This is a genomic window from Rhodococcus sp. DMF-1 (assembly GCF_021441945.1).
Lineage (GTDB): Bacteria > Actinomycetota > Actinomycetes > Mycobacteriales > Mycobacteriaceae > Rhodococcus > Rhodococcus ruber.
Map to the genome: position 1 here is coordinate 2,335,247 of NZ_CP090442.1, position 17,225 is coordinate 2,352,471.

Sequence of the window (17,225 nt, forward strand, 5' to 3'; positions counted from 1 at the left end):
GGGGCGTCCCGGAGGGGGTGGAGAGGGTGCGGGAGTGGAGCTAAGGGGACTCGAACCCCTGACCCCCACACTGCCAGTGTGGTGCGCTACCAGCTGCGCCATAGCCCCTGAACAACCGGACCACCCGAGGTGGCCTCTCACGACAAGAGGCGAGAGCATTCACTCTCGCCTCGTGTCGCGATGGTGGAGCTAAGGGGACTCGAACCCCTGACCCCCACACTGCCAGTGTGGTGCGCTACCAGCTGCGCCATAGCCCCGTACCGTCACCCGGGATTTACTCCCCGGTGCGAAGAGAAAATTACACCATCGCCGTCGACGACAACAAATCGCCTGGTCAGTGCGGACCGGGAGGCGACGGCGGTCGTCCGTCCGACCACCGTCGCCGCCACCTCAGCCGAGCTCGGCCACCCAGTTGTCGTTACCGAGTGCGTCGATCACGGTGCCGTTGTGCACCACCGCGGGGGTGCCGGACGCGCCCGCCGCCGCGAGCGCCTGCCGTCCCGCCTCCGCGTCGACCGCAGCCTGCTCGACGCGCGCGCCGTCGGCGACACACTGCGCCGCCTCGTCGGACGCCCCGGCGTCCCGTGCCATCTGTGCCAGCTCGGCATTGGTGAGGTCGCTGTCGCCCCGCTCGGCGGGCTGGTTCTCCGGCGAGAGCAGCGCACCGTGGAACGCGGAGAACGCCGTCGCGTCCCCGGCCTGCGCGACGCACTGACCGGCCGCGACCGCGCGGGTCGAGTAGTCGCCGCTCGCCGAGAGCTGATCGAGGAACGCGAGCATGTGGTATCGCACAGCGACGTCGCCGGCGTCGATCGCCTGCGCGAGTTCCTGACCGTGCTTGTGCTCGAGCTCGGCGCAGTACGGGCACAGCGGGTCCTCGAACAGGTCGATCGTCGTCGCGGCGTCGGGGAGGCCGAGGAGGACGACCCCGTCGTCCTGCAACTCCACCTGCACCGCCGCGTTCTGCACCGTCCCGTAGCCCTCGTTGCGCGCCTTGCTCCGGTTCGCCTGCCACAGCACCCCCCCGATGACCAGCACCGCGATCACCACGACCGCGATCCCGCCGAGGATGAAGGTGGACTTGCTCGACGTCGGCTCCGGCGTGTACTTGACCGGTTTGACCTTCTTGGCGCTCACGAAATCTGCCCTTCGCTGTCCGGGTATCGATGCGGGATCACTCTGCCATCGCGGGCTGAGTGCGTGCTGAGAGCCTCGCCCGGGAGCCGGGACCGAGCGCGAGCGGACTGCGGGGGAACACGGTCAGCCATGCGGCCAGGGCGAGGAAGCCGAGGTCTCGTGCGATTTCTCCGGCGTAGTCCCAGCCGTCCACGTCGGCGGCCCCACCGCCACCGAAACACCCGCAGTCGATCGACAGCCCGCGCGCCCACACCGACGCGATCACGCCGATCAACGTCAGCAGCGCGGCCGCCCCCACGACCGCTGCCGCGCGCACCGCGAGCCCGATCAGCAGCAGCAGTCCGAGCACGAGCTCAAGGATCGGCAGCCCGGCCGCGACGGGCCGCACGAGGACCTCGGGCAGCAGCTGGTACGCGCGGACGGCCACCACGGTCTGCGACGGATCGACGAACTTGATCCAGCCGGAGATCAGCCACACGGCGGCGAGACCGAGCCGGGCGATCAGACTGAGCAGGGGAATCCACACGTCATCGACAGTACCGAGGTCGACGCTCAGCGCTCCGTGGCTTCGGTCACCGCGGGTTCCCGGGTGAGCCGCGGCGCCAGCGCCCAGGGCACGGCCACCAGCAGCATGACGGCACCGGTCACGGCGAAGGCGGCCCCGTACGACAGGTGCTGCGCCAGGACTCCGGCGGCGACCGGTCCGATCACCGCGCCCACGTCGGCGGTCATCTGGAACGTCGCCAGCACCGGGCCGCCGCGCGCCTTGCTGCCGACGACGTCGGCGACGGACGCCTGCTGGGCCGGGTTCATCAGGCCCGACCCGACGCCGGCCAGCAGTGAGGTCGCGAAGAACAGCGCGAGGTTCGTGGTCAGGCCCATCGCGATGGTGCTGGTCCCGCACACCACGAGCCCCAGCAGGACGAACGGGCGGCGGCCGAACCGGTCGGACAACCGCCCGGAGACCATCAGGACCAGGGCGTTGCCCACGGCGAACACCGTCAGCGCCACCCCGGCGAGCCCGGCGTCGCGTCCGAGCACCTCTACGACGAACAGCGGCACCATCGCCACCCGCACGCCGAAGACGACCCAGCCGTTGGCGAAGTTCGATCCGAGTGCGGCCCGGTACACCGGCGACCGCAGGGCCTCCCGCAGCCGCATCGCGGGCATGCCGGCGCCCGAGTCCGGCGCGGCGAGCGCGGAGTGGCGCAGGCTCACGAACACGACGGCCGCTGCGACGAGGAGGGCCACCGCATAGATCAGGAACGGTGCCCGCAACCCCAGTCCTACCAGCGCGCCGCCGACGAGCGGACCGCCGATGTTGCCGAGCAGGAAGCTCGTCGCGTAGAGCCCCGACACCCGGCCCCGCGCGTTCGGTGGGGAGATGCGGATCAGCAACCCGAACGCCGAGACGGTGAACATGGTCGAGCCGATCCCGCCGAGCGCCCGGAACAGCAGCAGCTGCCAGTAGTCCGTCGCGAAGGCGCAGGCGCCGGTCGACAGCGCCACGATGAGCACACCGGCGGTGTACACCGGCCGCTCCCCCAGCCGCTGCACGAGTTTTCCGCTGGCGGGAGCGAACAGCAGCCGCATGGCCGCGAACGCGGAGATCACGACGGACGCCGCGGTGACCCCGACGCCGAAACTGCGCGCGAACTGCGGCAGCGCGGGCGCGACGAGACCGAAGCCGAGAGCGATGACGAAGGCCGCGCTGACCAGGACCCAGATCTCCCGCGGCAAGGCGGCGTCGCGTGTTCGCATGATGGGCCTGATGTTAGCGACGCGCACGACCGGTCCGGCAGGCGCGTCCCGCCGGTACGGACTCAGCCGAGAACGTGGGACACCAGGTCGCGGGCCGCGTCCTGGACCTGCGCGAGATGGTCGGGGCCGAGGAACGATTCGGCGTAGATTTTGTACACGTCCTCGGTGCCCGACGGCCGGGCCGCGAACCACGCGTTCTCCGTGGTGACCTTCAGTCCGCCGATCGCGGCACCGTTGCCCGGCGCGGCGGTGAGGGTCGCGGTGATCGGCTCGCCGGCCAGTTCGGTGGCGTCGACCTGTTCGGGCGAGAGCTTCCCCAGCACCGCCTTCTGCTCCCGCGTGGCGGGTGCGTCCACCCGGGCGTACGACGGGTCGCCGTAGCGCTCGGCGAGCTCGGCGTAGCGCCGGGACGGGGTCGTGCCGGTCACGGCGGTGATCTCGGACGCGAGCAGGGCCAGCAGGATGCCGTCCTTGTCGGTGGTCCACACCGAGCCGTCGCGCCGCAGGAACGACGCGCCGGCGCTCTCCTCCCCGCCGAATCCGAGGGTGCCGTCGAGCAGGCCGGGAACGAACCACTTGAAGCCCACCGGAACTTCGAGCAGCCCGCGGCCCAGGCCCGCGGCCACCCGGTCGATCATCGACGAGCTCACGAGGGTCTTGCCGACCTTCGCCTCGGCGGACCACCCGGAACGGTGCCGGTACAGGTAGTCGATGGCGACCGCGAGGTAGTGGTTCGGGTTCATCAGCCCCCCGTCGGGGGTGACGATGCCGTGCCGGTCGGCGTCGGCGTCGTTGCCGGTGGCCAGGTCGTAGCGGTCGCGGGTGCCGATCAGCGACGCCATCGCGTTGGGCGACGAGCAGTCCATCCGGATCTTGCCGTCGGTGTCGAGGGTCATGAACCGCCACGTGGCGTCGACGAGCGGGTTGACGACGGTCAGGTCCAGCCGGTGCCGCTCGGCGATCTCGCCCCAGTAGTCGACGCTCGCACCGCCGAGGGGGTCGGCGCCGACGCGCAGCCCGGCCTCGCGGACGGCGTCGAGGTCCACGACGTTCGGCAGGTCGTCGATGTAGGCGGCGAGGAAGTCGTGCCGGCCGGCTGCGGCGAGCGCCCGGGCGGCAGGGACCCGGCGCACCCCGTCGAGTCCCGCGGCGAGCAGCTCGTTGGCGCGCGCCGCGATCGCCGACGTCGCGTCCGTGTCGGCCGGCCCACCGTGCGGGGGGTTGTACTTGAATCCGCCGTCGCGGGGCGGGTTGTGCGACGGGGTGACGACGATCCCGTCGGCGCGGGCCCCGGATCCGGCGGCGGCGTTGTGCCGCAGGATCGCGTGGCTCACGGCCGGGGTGGGTGTGTAGCGGTCGCGGGCGTCGACGACCACATCGACGCCGTTGGCGGCGAGCACCTCGAGTGCGCTCGTCCATGCCGGTTCCGACAGCGCGTGGGTATCGCGGCCGAGGAACAGCGGCCCGGTGACCTGCTGCGCCGCCCGGTATTCGACGATCGCTTGGGTCGTGGCGAGGATGTGCTGCTCGTTGAAGGCGCCGTCGAGGCTCGATCCGCGGTGACCCGAGGTGCCGAAGGCAACCTGCTGCAACGGATCCTGCGGGTCCGGCGTCACCGTATAGTACGCGGTGACCAGGTGCGCGAGATCCTCCAGATCCGCGGCTGCCGCCGGTTGTCCCGCTCGTTCGTGCGCCATGTGACCTCCTCGTCCACCCGACCTTGCCCTGCTCATCTTGCCCGGCCTGCGTGCACCGCGCGCGTCGATCGCCGGCGGTCAGGACGTGAGGGCGAACCCGGCCCAGGCCGCGGCCGTCCCGGCCAGCACGCTCACCACCGCATATGCCGTCGCGGTGGCCGGGCGGCGCACGCGTACGAGACCGACCGCTTCGACGGCGAACGTCGAATAGGTGGTCAGGCCTCCGCAGAATCCGGTGCCGAGCAGCGCGAACGTCGCCGGTGCCAGCGCGGCGCCGGACAGCAGGCCCAGCAGCAGGCAGCCCAGAACGTTGACCGTCATCGTCGCCACCGGGACGCTGCGATAGGAGCGGACGTGCCGGCCCGCGAGGTAGCGCAGGACCGCACCGGCACCGCCGCCGACGGCGACGAGCAGGACGGTCATCGGGTCGCCGACCGGTGCCGCCACGCCTCACCGGTGGCCATCCCGACGCGTGCCGCCGTGAGTGCCCCGACGAGGGTCACAGTCACGTACAGGACGGCCGTCGCGGGGTGGCGGACGGTGTCGACGGCGAACGTGGAAAAGGTGGTGTAGCCGCCGAGTACGCCGACACCCAGGAACAGGCGCCACAGGCGATCGGGACCGAGCAGCGCGGCGACGAGGCCGAGCAGCAGCGAGCCGGCGACGTTGATCGCCGCGATCGTCCAGATGCCGGGGAACTGCACGGCCAGGGCGTACCGGGCCACGGCGCCCACCGCTCCGCCCGCGGCGACCACGGCCGTCGGCTTGTACTCCATGCCGGTAACCGTAGAGGTCCGGCAGATGCGAAGGACCCCGGCCGGGTGGCCGGGGTCCTTCGCGTTCCGGTGGAGCTGCCGGGAATCGAACCCGGGTCCTCCGCCACCTCGCCAGGGCTTCTCCGTGTGCAGTTCGCTATGTCTCTACTTGGATCTCCCGGTCCCGCGAACAAGCCGAGATGACGATCCCAGTCGCTGTTTGCTGTCCCGTCCGGCTCCGCGACCGAGCCGTACGGTGAAGCTCCCTAGTCGATGCCAGGATCCGGGGCGGGAGCACACCCGGTCTGACAGAGACGCACTCGCTTAGGCAGCGAGGGCGTACTCGCGCTGAGTAGACTCGGCGCTTATTGGTTTGCAGCGACGCTTACGGTGGTCTCTTGCCTGCACCGACACGCTTCCCCTAGCTCAACGTACGCAGTCGAAACCGTTCAGCCCCGTACGTACCTGCGACCTTCGCAGGACTACCCACTCTAACGCGCGGACCCCCCTTCGTCATTCCCATTTCCGCCGCGCCGCGGATGACGTGGATCACAGCCGTCACGCGGCCGCGGTGATCATGCCTACGGCGGTGAGGGCGAGCAGCATGCCGGCCGTCTGACCACGCCCGATACGCTCGCCCAGCACGATCATCGCCAGCAGCACGGTCGCCGCCGGGTACAGCGCGCCGATGACGCTGACCAGCGACAGCATGCCGCCCTGGAAGGCGAACATCAGCGCACCGTTGGCGATCACGTCCAGGACCGCGACCGCGACGATGTGCGGGTACACCCGCCCCGGCGGCCGGATCAGCTGCCGCACCCCCAGAGCCACGGCCCACACCACGAGCGTCGCGGTGAGCCGCGACATGCCGAGAGGCCACAGGCCGGTGCCCTCGGGGACTCGGTGCAGCGCGACGAACATCAGCGCGAACGCGACCCCGGAGCCGACGGTCAGCCACGCCACGTTCGCGGTGAAGCGTGGCTGCTCGTCCCCGGCGACGCTCTCCCTCGATTCCCTGCTGACCAGCACGACGGCGACGAGGGCGATCGCGATTCCGGCGTAGGCGACCGGTCCGGGCCGCTCCCCCGCCGTGATGCCGACGAGCACCGGGATCCCGGCCACGAGCACGGCGGTGAGTGGGGACACCACCGACATCGGACCGGCGGCGAGCGCGAGATAGAACCACCAGATCGCGACGCCGCCGGCCACACCGGCCGCCGCACCCCAGCCGAGCGACCCGGCCGTGACGTCACCGCCGACGAGCGGCGCGACGGCGAGCACCAGCAACAGCGACAGCGGGTACGACACGAGCACGAACCGCAGCGCCGCCACCTGCCGGGACGCGACTCCGCCGAGGAAGTCGCTCACCCCGTAGCCGACCGCGGCCACCAGGGCGAGCACGATCGCCGTCAGCGCATGCCCTTCACCCGCCGGCCGAGTTCGCGGGTCACCTCACGCTCGGCGGTGCGACGGGCCAGATCCTGGCGCTTGTCGTAGTCCTGCTTACCCCGGGCCAGCGCCAGCTCGACCTTCACCTTGCCGTCGGAGAAGTACATCGACAGCGGCACCAGGGTCTGGTTGCCCTCGCGGGTCTTGCCCACGAGGTTGTCGATCTCCCGGCGGTGCAGCAGCAACTTGCGAGTGCGCCGCGGGGCGTGGTTGGTCCACGTACCGTGTCCGTACTCGGGGATGTGCAACCCGCGCAGCCACACCTCACCGTCGTCGACGGTGGCGAACGCGTCGACGAGCGAGGCCTTGCCCTCGCGCAGGCTCTTGACCTCTGTGCCCAGGAGTGCGACTCCGGCCTCGTACGTGTCCAGAATGGTGTAGTTGTGCCGCGCCTTGCGGTTGGTCGCAATGACCTTGCGGCCCTTTTCCTTCACTTTCGGGCCCCTCCGGTCCTCGATGCGTCCGACAGATCTGTGTACAGCATAGGTAGCGGAGACAACCGGATATTCCCGCGCACCGGCGCGGAGCTATTCGCGCACGTACAGGCGCAGGGTGACGTAGGCGGTCAACGCCGCCATGCCGACGCCCACCAGCACCAGGATCGGCGAGACGAGCAGTACGTCGCTGTTGGAGATGCGGGCGACGATGTTGGCCTCGTAGACCTCCGAGAGCACCTCGTCGACGAAGGCACCCTTCGCGGCGAACAACCCGGCGATGGCCAGCGCCGCGCCGATCACGGCCGCCACGACGGCCTCGAGCAGGAACGGCAGCTGGGTGTACCAGCGGGTCGCGCCCACCAGCCGCATGATGCCCACCTCGGTGCGGCGGGTGAACGCGGCGATCTGCACCATGTTCGCGATGAGCAGGATCGCAGCGACCGCCTGGACCGTGGCGATCGCGAACGCGGCGTTGCGGACGCCGCCCAGCACGCTGAACAGCCTCTCGACGAGGTCCTTCTGGTTGAGGACACTGTCGACCCCGGGGCGGACGGCGAACTGGTCCTCGATCACCCCGAACCGGTCGGGGTCGGAAAGCTTGATCTTGAACGAGGCCGGGAAGCTCTCGGGGCTGACGAGTTCGGCGAGTTCCGGCTGGTCCTTGAAGACCCGCTCGGTCGCGTCGGCGACGGCGTCCTCGCGGTTGAGGTACTGCACCGACACCACTGCCGGGGTGTTCTCGAGGTCCGAGCGCAGGGTCCGGCAGATGTCCTGCTCGCAGTCCGGGTCGAGGGTCGAGATGTCCTCGGTGAGGAACACCTGCACCTCGACCCGGTCGAGGAAGATCTGCTGCGTCTTGTCCGCCATCTGCACGACGAGCAGGCCCGCGCCGAACAGGCCGAGGGAGATCGCGGTGGTCAGGATCATCGCGACGGTCATGGTCAGGTTGCGGCGCAGGCCGGTGGCGACCTCGCTCAGGATGAAGCTGGCACGCATGGAGTGTCGAAGTCCTTCGGTTGCCGGAGGGGGCGAGTGCGGTGGAGCGGGAGAACGCGGTCAGCGGCCGACGCCGTAGACGCCGCGCGCCTCGTCGCGCACGACCCGCCCGAGGTCGAGCTCGACCACCCGGCGCCGCATCGAGTCGACGATGTGATGGTCGTGAGTGGCCATCAGCACGGTGGTTCCCGTTCGGTTGATGCGTTCGAGCAGCATCATGATGTCCTGGCTGGTGTCCGGGTCGAGGTTGCCGGTCGGCTCGTCGGCCATGAGCACGAGCGGCCGGTTCACGAACGCCCGCGCGATCGCGACGCGCTGCTGTTCGCCACCGGACAGCTCGGTGGGCAGGCGGTCGGCCTTGCCGGACAGGCCGACGAGGTCGAGCACCTCGGGCACGGTGCGCGCGATGACCGAGCGGGGCTTGCCGATCACCTCGAGCGCGAACGCGACGTTCTCGGCCACCGTCTTGCGCTGCAGCAACCGGAAGTCCTGGAACACGCAGCCCAGGTTCTGCCGCAACCTGGGCACCCGGCGCGCCGACAGGCGGTTGACGTGGAAGTCCGCCACGTGGATGTCACCCGAGGTGGGCGTGTCGTCACGCAGGAGCAGCCGCAGGAAGGTCGACTTCCCGGAACCGGACGGGCCGATGAGGAAGACGAACTCGCCCTTGTCGATCTCGACGCTCACCTTGTCGAGAGCCGGCCGGGTCGACGTCTTGTACGACTTGGACACATTCTCCAGGCGGATCACGCCGCCATGCTAGCCGTTATCGGACGGTGACCTAAGGAACCGACTCGCCGGTAGGTTCGGTGGGGGACGAATCACCGAGGCCGGGAATCGGGATCTCGGGCAACCGCAGGCCGGGCTGGGTCGTCGTGGTCGTCGGGGCCGGGGCACCGGGCACCGCCTCCGAGCCGCGTCCGCCGGGAGTCGATCCGGTGCCCGTCGGCGTGGGGTCGGCCGTCGTCGGAGCCGGTTCGGTGGTGGTGGGGACGGTGGTGGTCGGAGTGGGCTCGACCGGGGCCTCCGGCACGTACGGCACGTACGGCACGTCGCTGACGACGACCGCGCCCGGCGGCGCCGCCGCGTTCTGCTCGTCCTCCGGATTCAGGTACACGTACAGCAACCACAGGCCGACCCAGAGCACGCACAGGCTCAACGTGGTGGTGCGCACCCGGCCGCCGAGGACGTGGTCCGGGATGTGGAATCGGCGTCGCTCGCTCACTGCACCGCCTCGATACCGTGGATCGGGGTGGAGGTGTCCAGCTGGGGGTTGACGCTCATCCCCCTGCGGCGCAGCGCCAGCGCGACGCGCACCCGGAGTTCGCGGCCCACCTGGAACTGCTTGCCGGGCAGGGTCCGGGCCACCATACGGACGCTGACCTGATCGACCTCGAGACTCTCGACTCCCATCACGGTCGGCTCGTCGAGCAGCAGTTCCCTGAGCTTCTCGTCCTCGAACGCCGCGACACCGACCTCGTGCAGGATGTCGTTGACCTCTGCGATGTCCGCGGTGACCGGGATCGGCACGTCGACGACGGCACGGGCCCAGTCCTTCGACAGGTTGACAGCCTTGTTGATCTGCCCGTTGGGCACGGTGATGACCTCGCCGGCGGCGTTGCGCAGTTTCGTCACCCGCAGGGTGACGTCCTCGACCGTGCCGACGGCATCGGCGGAGGCACCGGTGACCGAGATCTGGACGGTGTCACCGAACCCGTACTGCCGCTCGGTGATGATGAAGAATCCGGCGAGGATGTCCTGGACGATGCGCTGGGCACCGAAACCGAGCGCGGCACCGAGCACCGTGGCCGGCGCCACGAGGCTGCCGATGGGGAGCGCCAGGTAGTCGAAGACCTTCAGGGTCGCGACGATGTAGACGAACGTGATGACCACCCAGGTGATCACCTGCGCCACCGAGTGGCGGTGCTTGGTGACCTCCGAGCGCACCAGGGCGTCGGACTGCTGGTAGGTCTCGTCGATGCGCCGCGTGATCCGGCCACCGACCCAGCTCACGAATCGCGCGACGAGCGCGGCGCCGAGCACCGTGAGCGCGATCTGCAGACCGCTGCTCGACAGCCAGTCGAGAATCCTGCTACCGGGAAACAGGGTTCGATCCTCCGTGTCGCTGGTTCCGGACTACTGGTTCTGCTTCTGGTTCTCGCGCATGCGCCACCGGATGCCCTCCTCGAGGAACCCGTCGATGTCGCCGTCGAGGACGGCCGACGGATTGTTCACCTCGTGCTCGGTGCGCAGGTCCTTGACCATCTGGTAGGGGTGCAGGACGTAGGAGCGCATCTGGTTGCCCCAGGAGCTCCCGCCGTCGCCCTTGAGGGCGTCCATCTCGGCGCGCTCCTCCTGCCGCTTGCGTTCGAGCAGCTTGGCCTGCAGCACGCGCATGGCCGAGACCTTGTTCTGCAGCTGCGACTTCTCGTTCTGGCAGGTGACGACGATGCCCGTGGGGATGTGGGTCAGTCGCACCGCGGAGTCGGTGGTGTTGACGGACTGCCCGCCCGGGCCGGACGAGCGGTACACGTCGACGCGGATGTCGTTCTCGTCGACGTCGATGTGGTCGGTCGTCTCGACGACGGGCAGCACCTCGACCTCGGCGAACGACGTCTGGCGCCGGCCCTGGTTGTCGAAGGGGCTGATACGCACGAGCCGGTGGGTGCCCATCTCGACCGAGAGGGTGCCGTACGTGTAGGGCGCCTTGATCGCGAAGGTCGCGGACTTGATGCCCGCCTCCTCCGCATACGAGGTGTCATAGACCTCCACCGGATAGCCGTGCTTGTCGGCCCACCGGATGTACATCCGCATGAGCATCTCGGCCCAGTCGGCGGCGTCGACGCCGCCGGCGCCGGCGCGGATGTTGACCAGCGCGTCGCGCTGGTCGTACTCGCCGGAGAGCAGGGTCCGCACCTCCATCGCCTCGATGTCGGTGCGCAGGGCGGCACGCTCGGCGTCGGCGTCGGCCAGCGCGACGGTGCGGTCCTCCCCCTCCTCGCCCTCGGCGAGTTCGTAGAGCACCGGCAGGTCGTCGAGCCGTGAGCGCAGCTCCTCGACGCGCCGCAGTTCACCCTGGGCGTGCGAGAGCTGGCTGGTGACCTGCTGCGCATGCTCCTGGTCGTTCCACAACTCCGGGTCGGCGGCCTGGTGCTCGAGTTCGTCGATGCGCCGGCGCAGCTCGTCCACGTCGAGGACCGCCTCGACGGTCTCGAGGGTGGTCGCCAGTTCGGCCAGGTCTGCGGAAACATCGGGATGCACGATTCTCAAGGCTACCGGGTGTGCGGCGTGACCTCGCCACCGCTGGGGGCCGGGTGGGCCTCGACTAGCGTCTGGGGCATGAGCACGGACTTCTCGGCCGATCTGGATCTCGCCCTGCGCCTCGCCGACGAGGCGGACGCCATCACCCGCACCCGGTTCGGCGCCCTGGACCTGACCGTCACCGACAAGCCGGACCTGACCCCGGTGTCGGATGCCGATCTCGGCGTCGAACGCGCCGTGCGCGGCACGCTCGGCGCCGAGCGCCCGGGGGACGCGATCCTCGGCGAGGAGTTCGGGGGCGACGCGGTGTTCACCGGCCGCCAGTGGGTGGTCGATCCGATCGACGGGACCAAGAACTTCGTGCGCGGTGTGCCGGTGTGGGCCAGCCTGATCGCCCTGCTCGACGACGGCGTGCCGGTGGTGGGGGTGGTGAGCGCCCCGGCGTTGAACCGCCGTTGGTGGGCCGCGGCCGGCGCGGGATCGTGGCTGGCGTACGACGGCGGGCAGCCGCGCCGCATCTCGGTCTCGCAGGTCGCCGAGCTGTCCGCCGCGTCGCTGAGCTTCTCGAGCCTGTCCGGCTGGCGCGACCGCGGCCGGCGCGACGAGTTCGTCGCGCTCACCGACGAGGTGTGGCGGGTGCGGGCCTACGGCGACTTCTACTCGTACTGCCTGCTCGCCGAGGGCGCGGTGGACGTCGCACTGGAGCCCGAGGTGTCCCTGTGGGACCTGGCTGCGCTGGACGTGCTGGTCCGGGAGGCCGGGGGCCGGTTCACGAATCTCGACGGTGCGGCCGGCCCGCACGGTGGCAGCGCGGTCGCCACCAACGGAGCGCTGCACGACGGTGTGCTCACCCGTCTGCAGCACGCCGGATAGGGCACGCACCACCAACTTACTCGATAGTAGACAGCAATCTTACTCCGCAGTAAGATTGTGGGCGTCCGTCCCCACATCGAGAAACCTCTGGTGATCATGAGCAAGCAAGACAGTGTGGCCCGGAACACCCCCCGCGATACGTCCGCCGTGGGCCTGAACCCCCTCCGGCGGGACGCCATGGGCGCGGCGATGCGTGTGCTCACCCGGATCACCGGTTCGGAACTCGCGGACCGGTACAACCTCCGGCAGGCCATCGACCGGGTGACCTACCAGTCCACCAAGACCGGCTTCAAGACGCTCGGCGCCGCCACCCGCACCTTCAAGAAGGTCACCGGCGGATCCGGCACACCGCAGCGCCTCGACACCGCCGTCCGCACCGACCTGTTCGACCTGACCCCCACCGACGATCAGCAGATGATCGCCGAGACCGTCCGCGAGTTCGCCGCCGAGATCCTGCGGCCCGCTGCACACGATGCCGACGAGGCAGCCGCCGCCCCCGCCGACCTCCTCGCCCGGGCCGCCGAACTCGGCATCACCCTCGTCAACGTGCCCGAGGCATTCGAGGGAGCCGCCACCGAGCGGGGCGCCGTCACCAACACCCTCGTCGCCGAGGCACTCGCCCACGGCGACATGGGGCTGGCGCTGCCGATCCTCGCGCCGAGCGGCGTCGCGGTCGCCCTCACCCAGTGGGGCACCGAGGAGCAGCAGCGGACGTACCTGCCGGCGTTCGCCGGCGACGACGTCCCCCAGGCCTGCGTCGTGATCACCGAGCCGCGCGCCCTGTTCGACCCCTTCGCGCTGCAGACCAAGGCGGTGCGCTCCCCCAGCGGCTACCGGCTCACCGGCGTCAAGTCCCTGGTGCCGGCCGCCGGCAGCGCCGAACTGTTCGTCGTCGCCGCCGAACTCGACGGAAAGCCGTCGCTGTTCCTGGTCGAATCCGACAGCAAGGGCCTGGTGATCGAGGCCGACCCGTCGATGGGTCTGCGCGCCGCCGGGCTCGGTCGGCTGCACCTGACCGACGTCGCCGTGCCGCAGTCCGCCCTCCTCGGCGACGCCGACGCCGACGTGCGCGCCGAGCAGTACGCGGACGCCGTCCGCCTCGCCCGGCTCGGCTGGTCCGCCCTCGCCGCGGGGACCGGACAGGCCGTGCTCGACTACGTCGTCCCCTACGTCAACGAACGGGAAGCCTTCGGCGAACCGATCAGCCATCGGCAGGCCGTCGCCTTCATGGTCGCCAACATCAAGATCGAGCTCGACGGGATCCGGCTGGTCACGCTGCGCGGCGCCGCCCGGGCCGATCAGGGCCTGTCCTTCGCCCGCGAGGCGGCGCTGGCCCGCAAGCTCGCCACCGACAAGGGTATGCAGATCGGCCTCGACGGTGTCCAACTGCTCGGCGGCCACGGCTTCACCAAGGAACACCCCGTCGAGCGCTGGTACCGCGACCTGCGCGCCGTGGGCGTCGCCGAGGGCGTCGTCCTCGTCTGAGCCGCCCGATCCGGCAGCGTCCCCTCACACCTAGGAACCCGCGATGATCAATCTCGAACTTCCCAAGAGGCTCAAGGCGTCAGCGAACCAGGCCCACCAGGTCGCCGCGCAGATCTTCCGTCCCGTCTCACGCAAGTACGACCTCGCCGAGCACGTGTACCCCGTCGAACTGGACACGATGGCGGCGATGGTCGAGGGCCTCAACGACTCCGGCCAGGGCGCCTCGGGCGCGGCGCTCGGCCGCGGCGACGAGCCCAAGAAGCAGGCCGGCAACGTCAACGGCGGCAACATGGCGTCGCTGCTCAACGTGATCGAAACCTGCTGGGGCGACGTCGGTCTGACTCTCTCGATCCCCTATCAGGGCCTCGGCAACTCGGCGATCGCCGCCGTCGCCACCGACGAACAGCTCGAGCGCTTCGGCAAGGTGTGGGCGTCGATGGCCATCACCGAGCCCAGCTTCGGCTCCGACTCCGCCGCCGTGACCACCACCGCCGTCCTCGACGGCGACGAGTGGGTCCTCAACGGCGAGAAGATCTTCGTCACCGCCGGCGAACGCTCCACCCACGTGGTCGTGTGGGCGAGCGTCGACCGGTCGAAGGGGCGCGCGGCGATCAAGTCGTTCGTCGTCCCGCGGGACGCCCCCGGCCTCAGCGTGGCCCGCCTCGAGCACAAGCTCGGCATCAAGGCCTCCGACACGGCCGTCCTCGTGCTCGACAACTGCCGGATTCCGAAGGACAACCTGCTCGGCAGCCCCGAGGTGAACGTCGAGAAGGGGTTCGCGGGGGTCATGCAGACCTTCGACAACACCCGTCCGATCGTCGCCGGTATGGCCATCGGCGTCGCCCGCGCGGCGCTCGAGGAATTGCGCGGCATCCTCGCCGAGGCCGGTGTCGAGGTGTCCTACGACGTCCCGGCCTGCAACCAGCACGCTGCGGCCGCCGAATTCCTCGCGCTCGAGGCCGACTGGGAGGCGGCCTACCTGCAGGCGCTGCGGGCCGCGTGGATGGCCGACAACAAGCAACCCAACTCGCTGGAGGCGTCGATCTCCAAGGCCAAGGCCGGCCGCACCGGCACCGCGGTCACCCTCAAGGCAGTCGAGCTGGCGGGTACCTACGGCTACTCCGAACGTCCACTGCTCGAGAAGTGGGCGCGCGACTCGAAGATCCTCGACATCTTCGAGGGCACGCAGCAGATCCAGCAGCTCATCATCGCGCGACGGCTGCTGGGCCTGTCGAGCGCCGAACTGAAGTAGCCGGTCACAGACCACTTCTCCGAGGGGTCGGGCCCCCGCCGTACTCACCGACGGCGGGGGCCCTCTCACGCTCCGGACCGGACCGCTACCCGCGCGGCCGGGCGGGATCACCCTCGCGCGCGACGGAGCTCGTCGCGGAGCGCGACCACCTAGGCCGTCGGCGCGGCCACCTGTGCCCGAGTCGCCGCCTGGCTCGCCTCGTCCTGCTCCCCCACCCGCTCGACCAGCCAGGACGCCGGCGTGGCCGCCACGACACCGAGCAGGGCGATGACCGCGATCACCGGGGTGGCCGCGATCAGTCGTCCGACGGCTGCGACCGGCACTGCTCGGGCGGGAATCCCCCGGCCCTGATACCCCCGGTAGATCGGACGAATGTCCACTTCTGTGAAGTGCATCACCACTAGGGTTGCGGTGACGAATCCGGCACGAGCTCGAAGGGGACAGCATGCCCGGGCAGGACATCAAGGACAGGATCACCGGGGCCGTCGGGGAGGTGACCGACACACTGGGTGCCGTGCGGGTACTCGCGCGCTCCGGCCTGCTGCACTTCCCCCGGGTCGACCACGGAATCGGCACCCTCGTCGCCGTGAGCCGCTACGGCCCGTTCGCCGGACCGGTGCATGCCCACGCCGCGCGCGGCTACGACGCCGTCGCCCTCGTCGACGAGCGTGGCCGGTTGAGCTACGAGGAGCTCGAGGGACAGTCGAATGCGCTCGTACGGGCGCTGCAGGCCGACGGGGTCGCGGCGGGGGACGTGATGGGTCTGATGGCCCGCAATCACCGTGGACTCGTTCTCACCATGCTCGCGGCCGCCAAACTCGGCGCGAAGCTGGTCATGATGAATACCGGGTTCGCTCCGCGCCAGCTCGCGGACGTCGCGGAACGTGAAGGTGTCGGCACGTTCGTCTACGACGCCGAGTTCGCGGCGGTGGCCGCAGCCCTGCCGCCGGATGTGCGGACGTACAGCTCGTGGCCCGAGGGTGAGGAGCCGGGACCACCCGGCATCGAGTCCGTGCTCGCACAGTTCGATCGGTCCGCCGTTCCCGCGCCGAGCACACTCGGTGGTTTCGTGCTGCTCACCAGCGGCACGACCGGCACGCCCAAGGGTGCCCCGCGCGAGCGCACGTCGCCGCTCGCCTCGGCGCAGTTCCTGGACCGGGTACCGCTACGGCCGGGACAGACGATGCTGATGGCGGCGCCGGCGTTCCACGGGACCGGCATCTCACAGTTCGGACTCGCGCTGGCGCTGGGTCAGACCGTGGTGATGGAGCGGCGGTTCGACCCGCTCGAGACGGTTCGCCTGATCGAACGGCACCGGGCGAACGTGCTCGTCGTCGTGCCGACGATGCTGCAGCGGATCCTGGACCTCGGGGGCGAGGCGATCGGCCGGTTCGACACGTCGAGCCTGCAGATCATCTTCTCCGCCGGCTCGGCGCTGTCGCCGGACGTGTGCCGGCGCACCCGCGAGTACTTCGGCGACGTCCTGCACAACCTGTACGGGTCGACCGAATGCGCGGTGGCCACCGTCGCCACGCCCGAGGACATCCGCCGGGCACCGGGCACGGCCGGCCGGCCCCCGGTGACGTGCCGGGTGGAACTGTACGACGAGGAAGGCAACCGCATCACCGAGCCCGGCAAGGTGGGCCGGATCTTCGTCGCGAGCGGGCTGAGCTTCGACGGTTACACGGACGGCCGGGACAAGGAGCGCATCAACGGACTGCTCTCGACGGGCGACGTCGGGCACTTCGACGAGGAGGGACTGCTGTTCGTCGACGGCCGGGACGACGACATGATCGTCTCCGGTGGCGAGAACGTGTACCCGCTGGAGGTGGAGAACCTTCTCGTCGAAAGGGACGACGTGTTCGACGCCGCGGTGGTCGGGGTGGAGGATCCGGACTTCGGTCACCGGCTGCGCGCCTTCGTGGTGCCGGCCGAGGGCTCCGCGCGCGACGCCGAGGAGATCAAGGAGTACGTCAAGGCGAACCTGGCGCGTTACAAGGTCCCGCGTGACGTCGTCTTCCTCGACGAACTGCCGCGCAATGCGACGGGGAAGCTGCTGCGACGCGTACTCGTCGACATGAAGCCCTGATCTCATGCGGAAGGGCCCGGCACCGGATGAACC

18 protein-coding genes, 2 tRNA genes and 1 other RNA gene are annotated in these 17,225 nt (G+C 70.1%); 4 read left to right on the top strand and 17 right to left on the bottom strand.

Going from position 1 to position 17,225, the window contains the following annotated elements; all coding sequences use genetic code 11:
- Window positions 1-35: 35 nt before the first annotated feature.
- From LZP97_RS10750 to prfB, 16 genes are all read right to left on the bottom strand, one after another.
- A tRNA-Ala gene (locus tag LZP97_RS10750) sits at window positions 36-108 on the bottom strand.
- 73 nt (window positions 109-181) lie between these two features.
- Window positions 182-257, bottom strand: a tRNA-Ala gene (locus LZP97_RS10755).
- Between the two features lie 133 nt (window positions 258-390).
- Window positions 391-1,137, bottom strand: a complete 747-nt coding sequence (locus LZP97_RS10760) for a DsbA family protein (RefSeq protein WP_010594661.1) — start codon at window positions 1,135-1,137, stop codon at window positions 391-393.
- Window positions 1,138-1,174: 37 nt separating this feature from the next.
- Window positions 1,175-1,663 carry a MauE/DoxX family redox-associated membrane protein gene (locus LZP97_RS10765; RefSeq protein ID WP_010594662.1) on the bottom strand — a complete coding sequence of 163 codons (489 nt, stop codon included), beginning with the start codon at window positions 1,661-1,663 and terminating at the stop codon, window positions 1,175-1,177.
- Window positions 1,664-1,689: 26 nt separating this feature from the next.
- Window positions 1,690-2,898: an MFS transporter gene (locus tag LZP97_RS10770; protein ID WP_017680855.1), complete on the bottom strand. Its 1,209-nt coding sequence runs from the start codon at window positions 2,896-2,898 to the stop codon at window positions 1,690-1,692.
- Between the two features lie 62 nt (window positions 2,899-2,960).
- Complete coding sequence (gene pgm, locus LZP97_RS10775) at window positions 2,961-4,595, bottom strand: phosphoglucomutase (alpha-D-glucose-1,6-bisphosphate-dependent) (RefSeq protein ID WP_010594664.1); 1,635 nt, start codon at window positions 4,593-4,595, stop codon at window positions 2,961-2,963.
- Between the two features lie 78 nt (window positions 4,596-4,673).
- Complete coding sequence (crcB, locus tag LZP97_RS10780) at window positions 4,674-5,018, bottom strand: fluoride efflux transporter CrcB (RefSeq protein ID WP_026137790.1); 345 nt, start codon at window positions 5,016-5,018, stop codon at window positions 4,674-4,676.
- Window positions 5,015-5,371, bottom strand: a complete 357-nt coding sequence (locus LZP97_RS10785; RefSeq protein WP_010594666.1) for a fluoride efflux transporter FluC — start codon at window positions 5,369-5,371, stop codon at window positions 5,015-5,017. The genes crcB and LZP97_RS10785 overlap by 4 nt, the downstream gene beginning before the upstream one ends.
- A 67-nt stretch (window positions 5,372-5,438) precedes the next feature.
- Window positions 5,439-5,807, bottom strand: a transfer-messenger RNA (tmRNA) gene (gene ssrA / locus LZP97_RS10790).
- 101 nt (window positions 5,808-5,908) lie between these two features.
- The gene (locus tag LZP97_RS10795; RefSeq protein ID WP_010594667.1) at window positions 5,909-6,751 is read right to left on the bottom strand and encodes a DMT family transporter; all 843 of its coding nucleotides are present in this window, start codon (window positions 6,749-6,751) and stop codon (window positions 5,909-5,911) included.
- An 8-nt stretch (window positions 6,752-6,759) separates the two neighbouring features.
- A complete protein-coding gene (gene smpB, locus LZP97_RS10800; RefSeq protein ID WP_010594668.1) occupies window positions 6,760-7,233 on the bottom strand; it encodes an SsrA-binding protein SmpB in 474 nt (157 codons plus the stop codon).
- A gap of 93 nt (window positions 7,234-7,326) precedes the next feature.
- Window positions 7,327-8,232: a permease-like cell division protein FtsX gene (ftsX, locus tag LZP97_RS10805; RefSeq protein WP_010594669.1), complete on the bottom strand. Its 906-nt coding sequence runs from the start codon at window positions 8,230-8,232 to the stop codon at window positions 7,327-7,329.
- Window positions 8,233-8,292: 60 nt separating this feature from the next.
- On the bottom strand, window positions 8,293-8,982 hold the full coding sequence (gene ftsE, locus LZP97_RS10810) for a cell division ATP-binding protein FtsE (RefSeq protein ID WP_010594670.1): 690 nt from the start codon (window positions 8,980-8,982) through the stop codon (window positions 8,293-8,295).
- A 31-nt stretch (window positions 8,983-9,013) separates the two neighbouring features.
- The gene (locus tag LZP97_RS10815; RefSeq protein ID WP_010594671.1) at window positions 9,014-9,457 is read right to left on the bottom strand and encodes a hypothetical protein; all 444 of its coding nucleotides are present in this window, start codon (window positions 9,455-9,457) and stop codon (window positions 9,014-9,016) included.
- A complete protein-coding gene (locus LZP97_RS10820) occupies window positions 9,454-10,308 on the bottom strand; it encodes a mechanosensitive ion channel family protein (RefSeq protein ID WP_167522837.1) in 855 nt (284 codons plus the stop codon). Before LZP97_RS10820 ends, LZP97_RS10815 begins: the two co-directional genes overlap by 4 nt.
- 60 nt (window positions 10,309-10,368) lie before the next feature.
- Window positions 10,369-11,493 carry a peptide chain release factor 2 gene (gene prfB / locus LZP97_RS10825; protein ID WP_010594673.1) on the bottom strand — a complete coding sequence of 375 codons (1,125 nt, stop codon included), beginning with the start codon at window positions 11,491-11,493 and terminating at the stop codon, window positions 10,369-10,371.
- Window positions 11,494-11,571: 78 nt separating this feature from the next.
- Here prfB and hisN point away from each other — a divergent pair, with 78 nt between their 5' ends.
- The 3 genes from hisN to LZP97_RS10840 all read left to right on the top strand — a co-directional run bounded on the left by hisN (window position 11,572) and on the right by LZP97_RS10840 (window position 15,103).
- Window positions 11,572-12,366 carry a histidinol-phosphatase gene (hisN, locus tag LZP97_RS10830; RefSeq protein ID WP_017680856.1) on the top strand — a complete coding sequence of 265 codons (795 nt, stop codon included), beginning with the start codon at window positions 11,572-11,574 and terminating at the stop codon, window positions 12,364-12,366.
- A gap of 90 nt (window positions 12,367-12,456) precedes the next feature.
- Window positions 12,457-13,851, top strand: a complete 1,395-nt coding sequence (locus LZP97_RS10835) for an acyl-CoA dehydrogenase family protein (RefSeq protein WP_026137793.1) — start codon at window positions 12,457-12,459, stop codon at window positions 13,849-13,851.
- A gap of 43 nt (window positions 13,852-13,894) precedes the next feature.
- Complete coding sequence (locus LZP97_RS10840) at window positions 13,895-15,103, top strand: acyl-CoA dehydrogenase family protein (protein WP_017680858.1); 1,209 nt, start codon at window positions 13,895-13,897, stop codon at window positions 15,101-15,103.
- 149 nt (window positions 15,104-15,252) lie between these two features.
- Here the strand turns inward: LZP97_RS10840 and LZP97_RS10845 are convergent, their stop codons facing one another.
- Window positions 15,253-15,498 (bottom strand): ion transport protein, encoded by a 246-nt coding sequence (locus LZP97_RS10845; protein ID WP_225222610.1) that lies wholly within the window; start codon window positions 15,496-15,498, stop codon window positions 15,253-15,255.
- 50 nt (window positions 15,499-15,548) lie between these two features.
- On the opposite strand from LZP97_RS10845, the gene LZP97_RS10850 reads away from it, so the two are divergent.
- Entirely contained in the window at window positions 15,549-17,192 is a 1,644-nt protein-coding gene (locus LZP97_RS10850) for an acyl-CoA synthetase (protein WP_048770764.1), read from the top strand.
- Window positions 17,193-17,225 lie beyond the last annotated feature (33 nt).

What these genes read in the sequence shown, in the direction of transcription:
- LZP97_RS10770 (WP_017680855.1), bottom strand. Translation starts at nt 2,898, where the DNA reads ATGCGAACACGCGACGCCGCCTTGCCGCGGGAGATCTGGGTCCTGGTC.
- pgm (WP_010594664.1), bottom strand. Translation starts at nt 4,595, where the DNA reads ATGGCGCACGAACGAGCGGGACAACCGGCGGCAGCCGCGGATCTGGAG.
- crcB (WP_026137790.1), bottom strand. Translation starts at nt 5,018, where the DNA reads ATGACCGTCCTGCTCGTCGCCGTCGGCGGCGGTGCCGGTGCGGTCCTG.
- LZP97_RS10785 (WP_010594666.1), bottom strand. Translation starts at nt 5,371, where the DNA reads ATGGAGTACAAGCCGACGGCCGTGGTCGCCGCGGGCGGAGCGGTGGGC.
- ftsX (WP_010594669.1), bottom strand. Translation starts at nt 8,232, where the DNA reads ATGCGTGCCAGCTTCATCCTGAGCGAGGTCGCCACCGGCCTGCGCCGC.
- hisN (WP_017680856.1), top strand. Translation starts at nt 11,572, where the DNA reads ATGAGCACGGACTTCTCGGCCGATCTGGATCTCGCCCTGCGCCTCGCC.
- LZP97_RS10840 (WP_017680858.1), top strand. Translation starts at nt 13,895, where the DNA reads ATGATCAATCTCGAACTTCCCAAGAGGCTCAAGGCGTCAGCGAACCAG.
- LZP97_RS10845 (WP_225222610.1), bottom strand. Translation starts at nt 15,498, where the DNA reads ATGCACTTCACAGAAGTGGACATTCGTCCGATCTACCGGGGGTATCAG.
- LZP97_RS10850 (WP_048770764.1), top strand. Translation starts at nt 15,549, where the DNA reads ATGCCCGGGCAGGACATCAAGGACAGGATCACCGGGGCCGTCGGGGAG.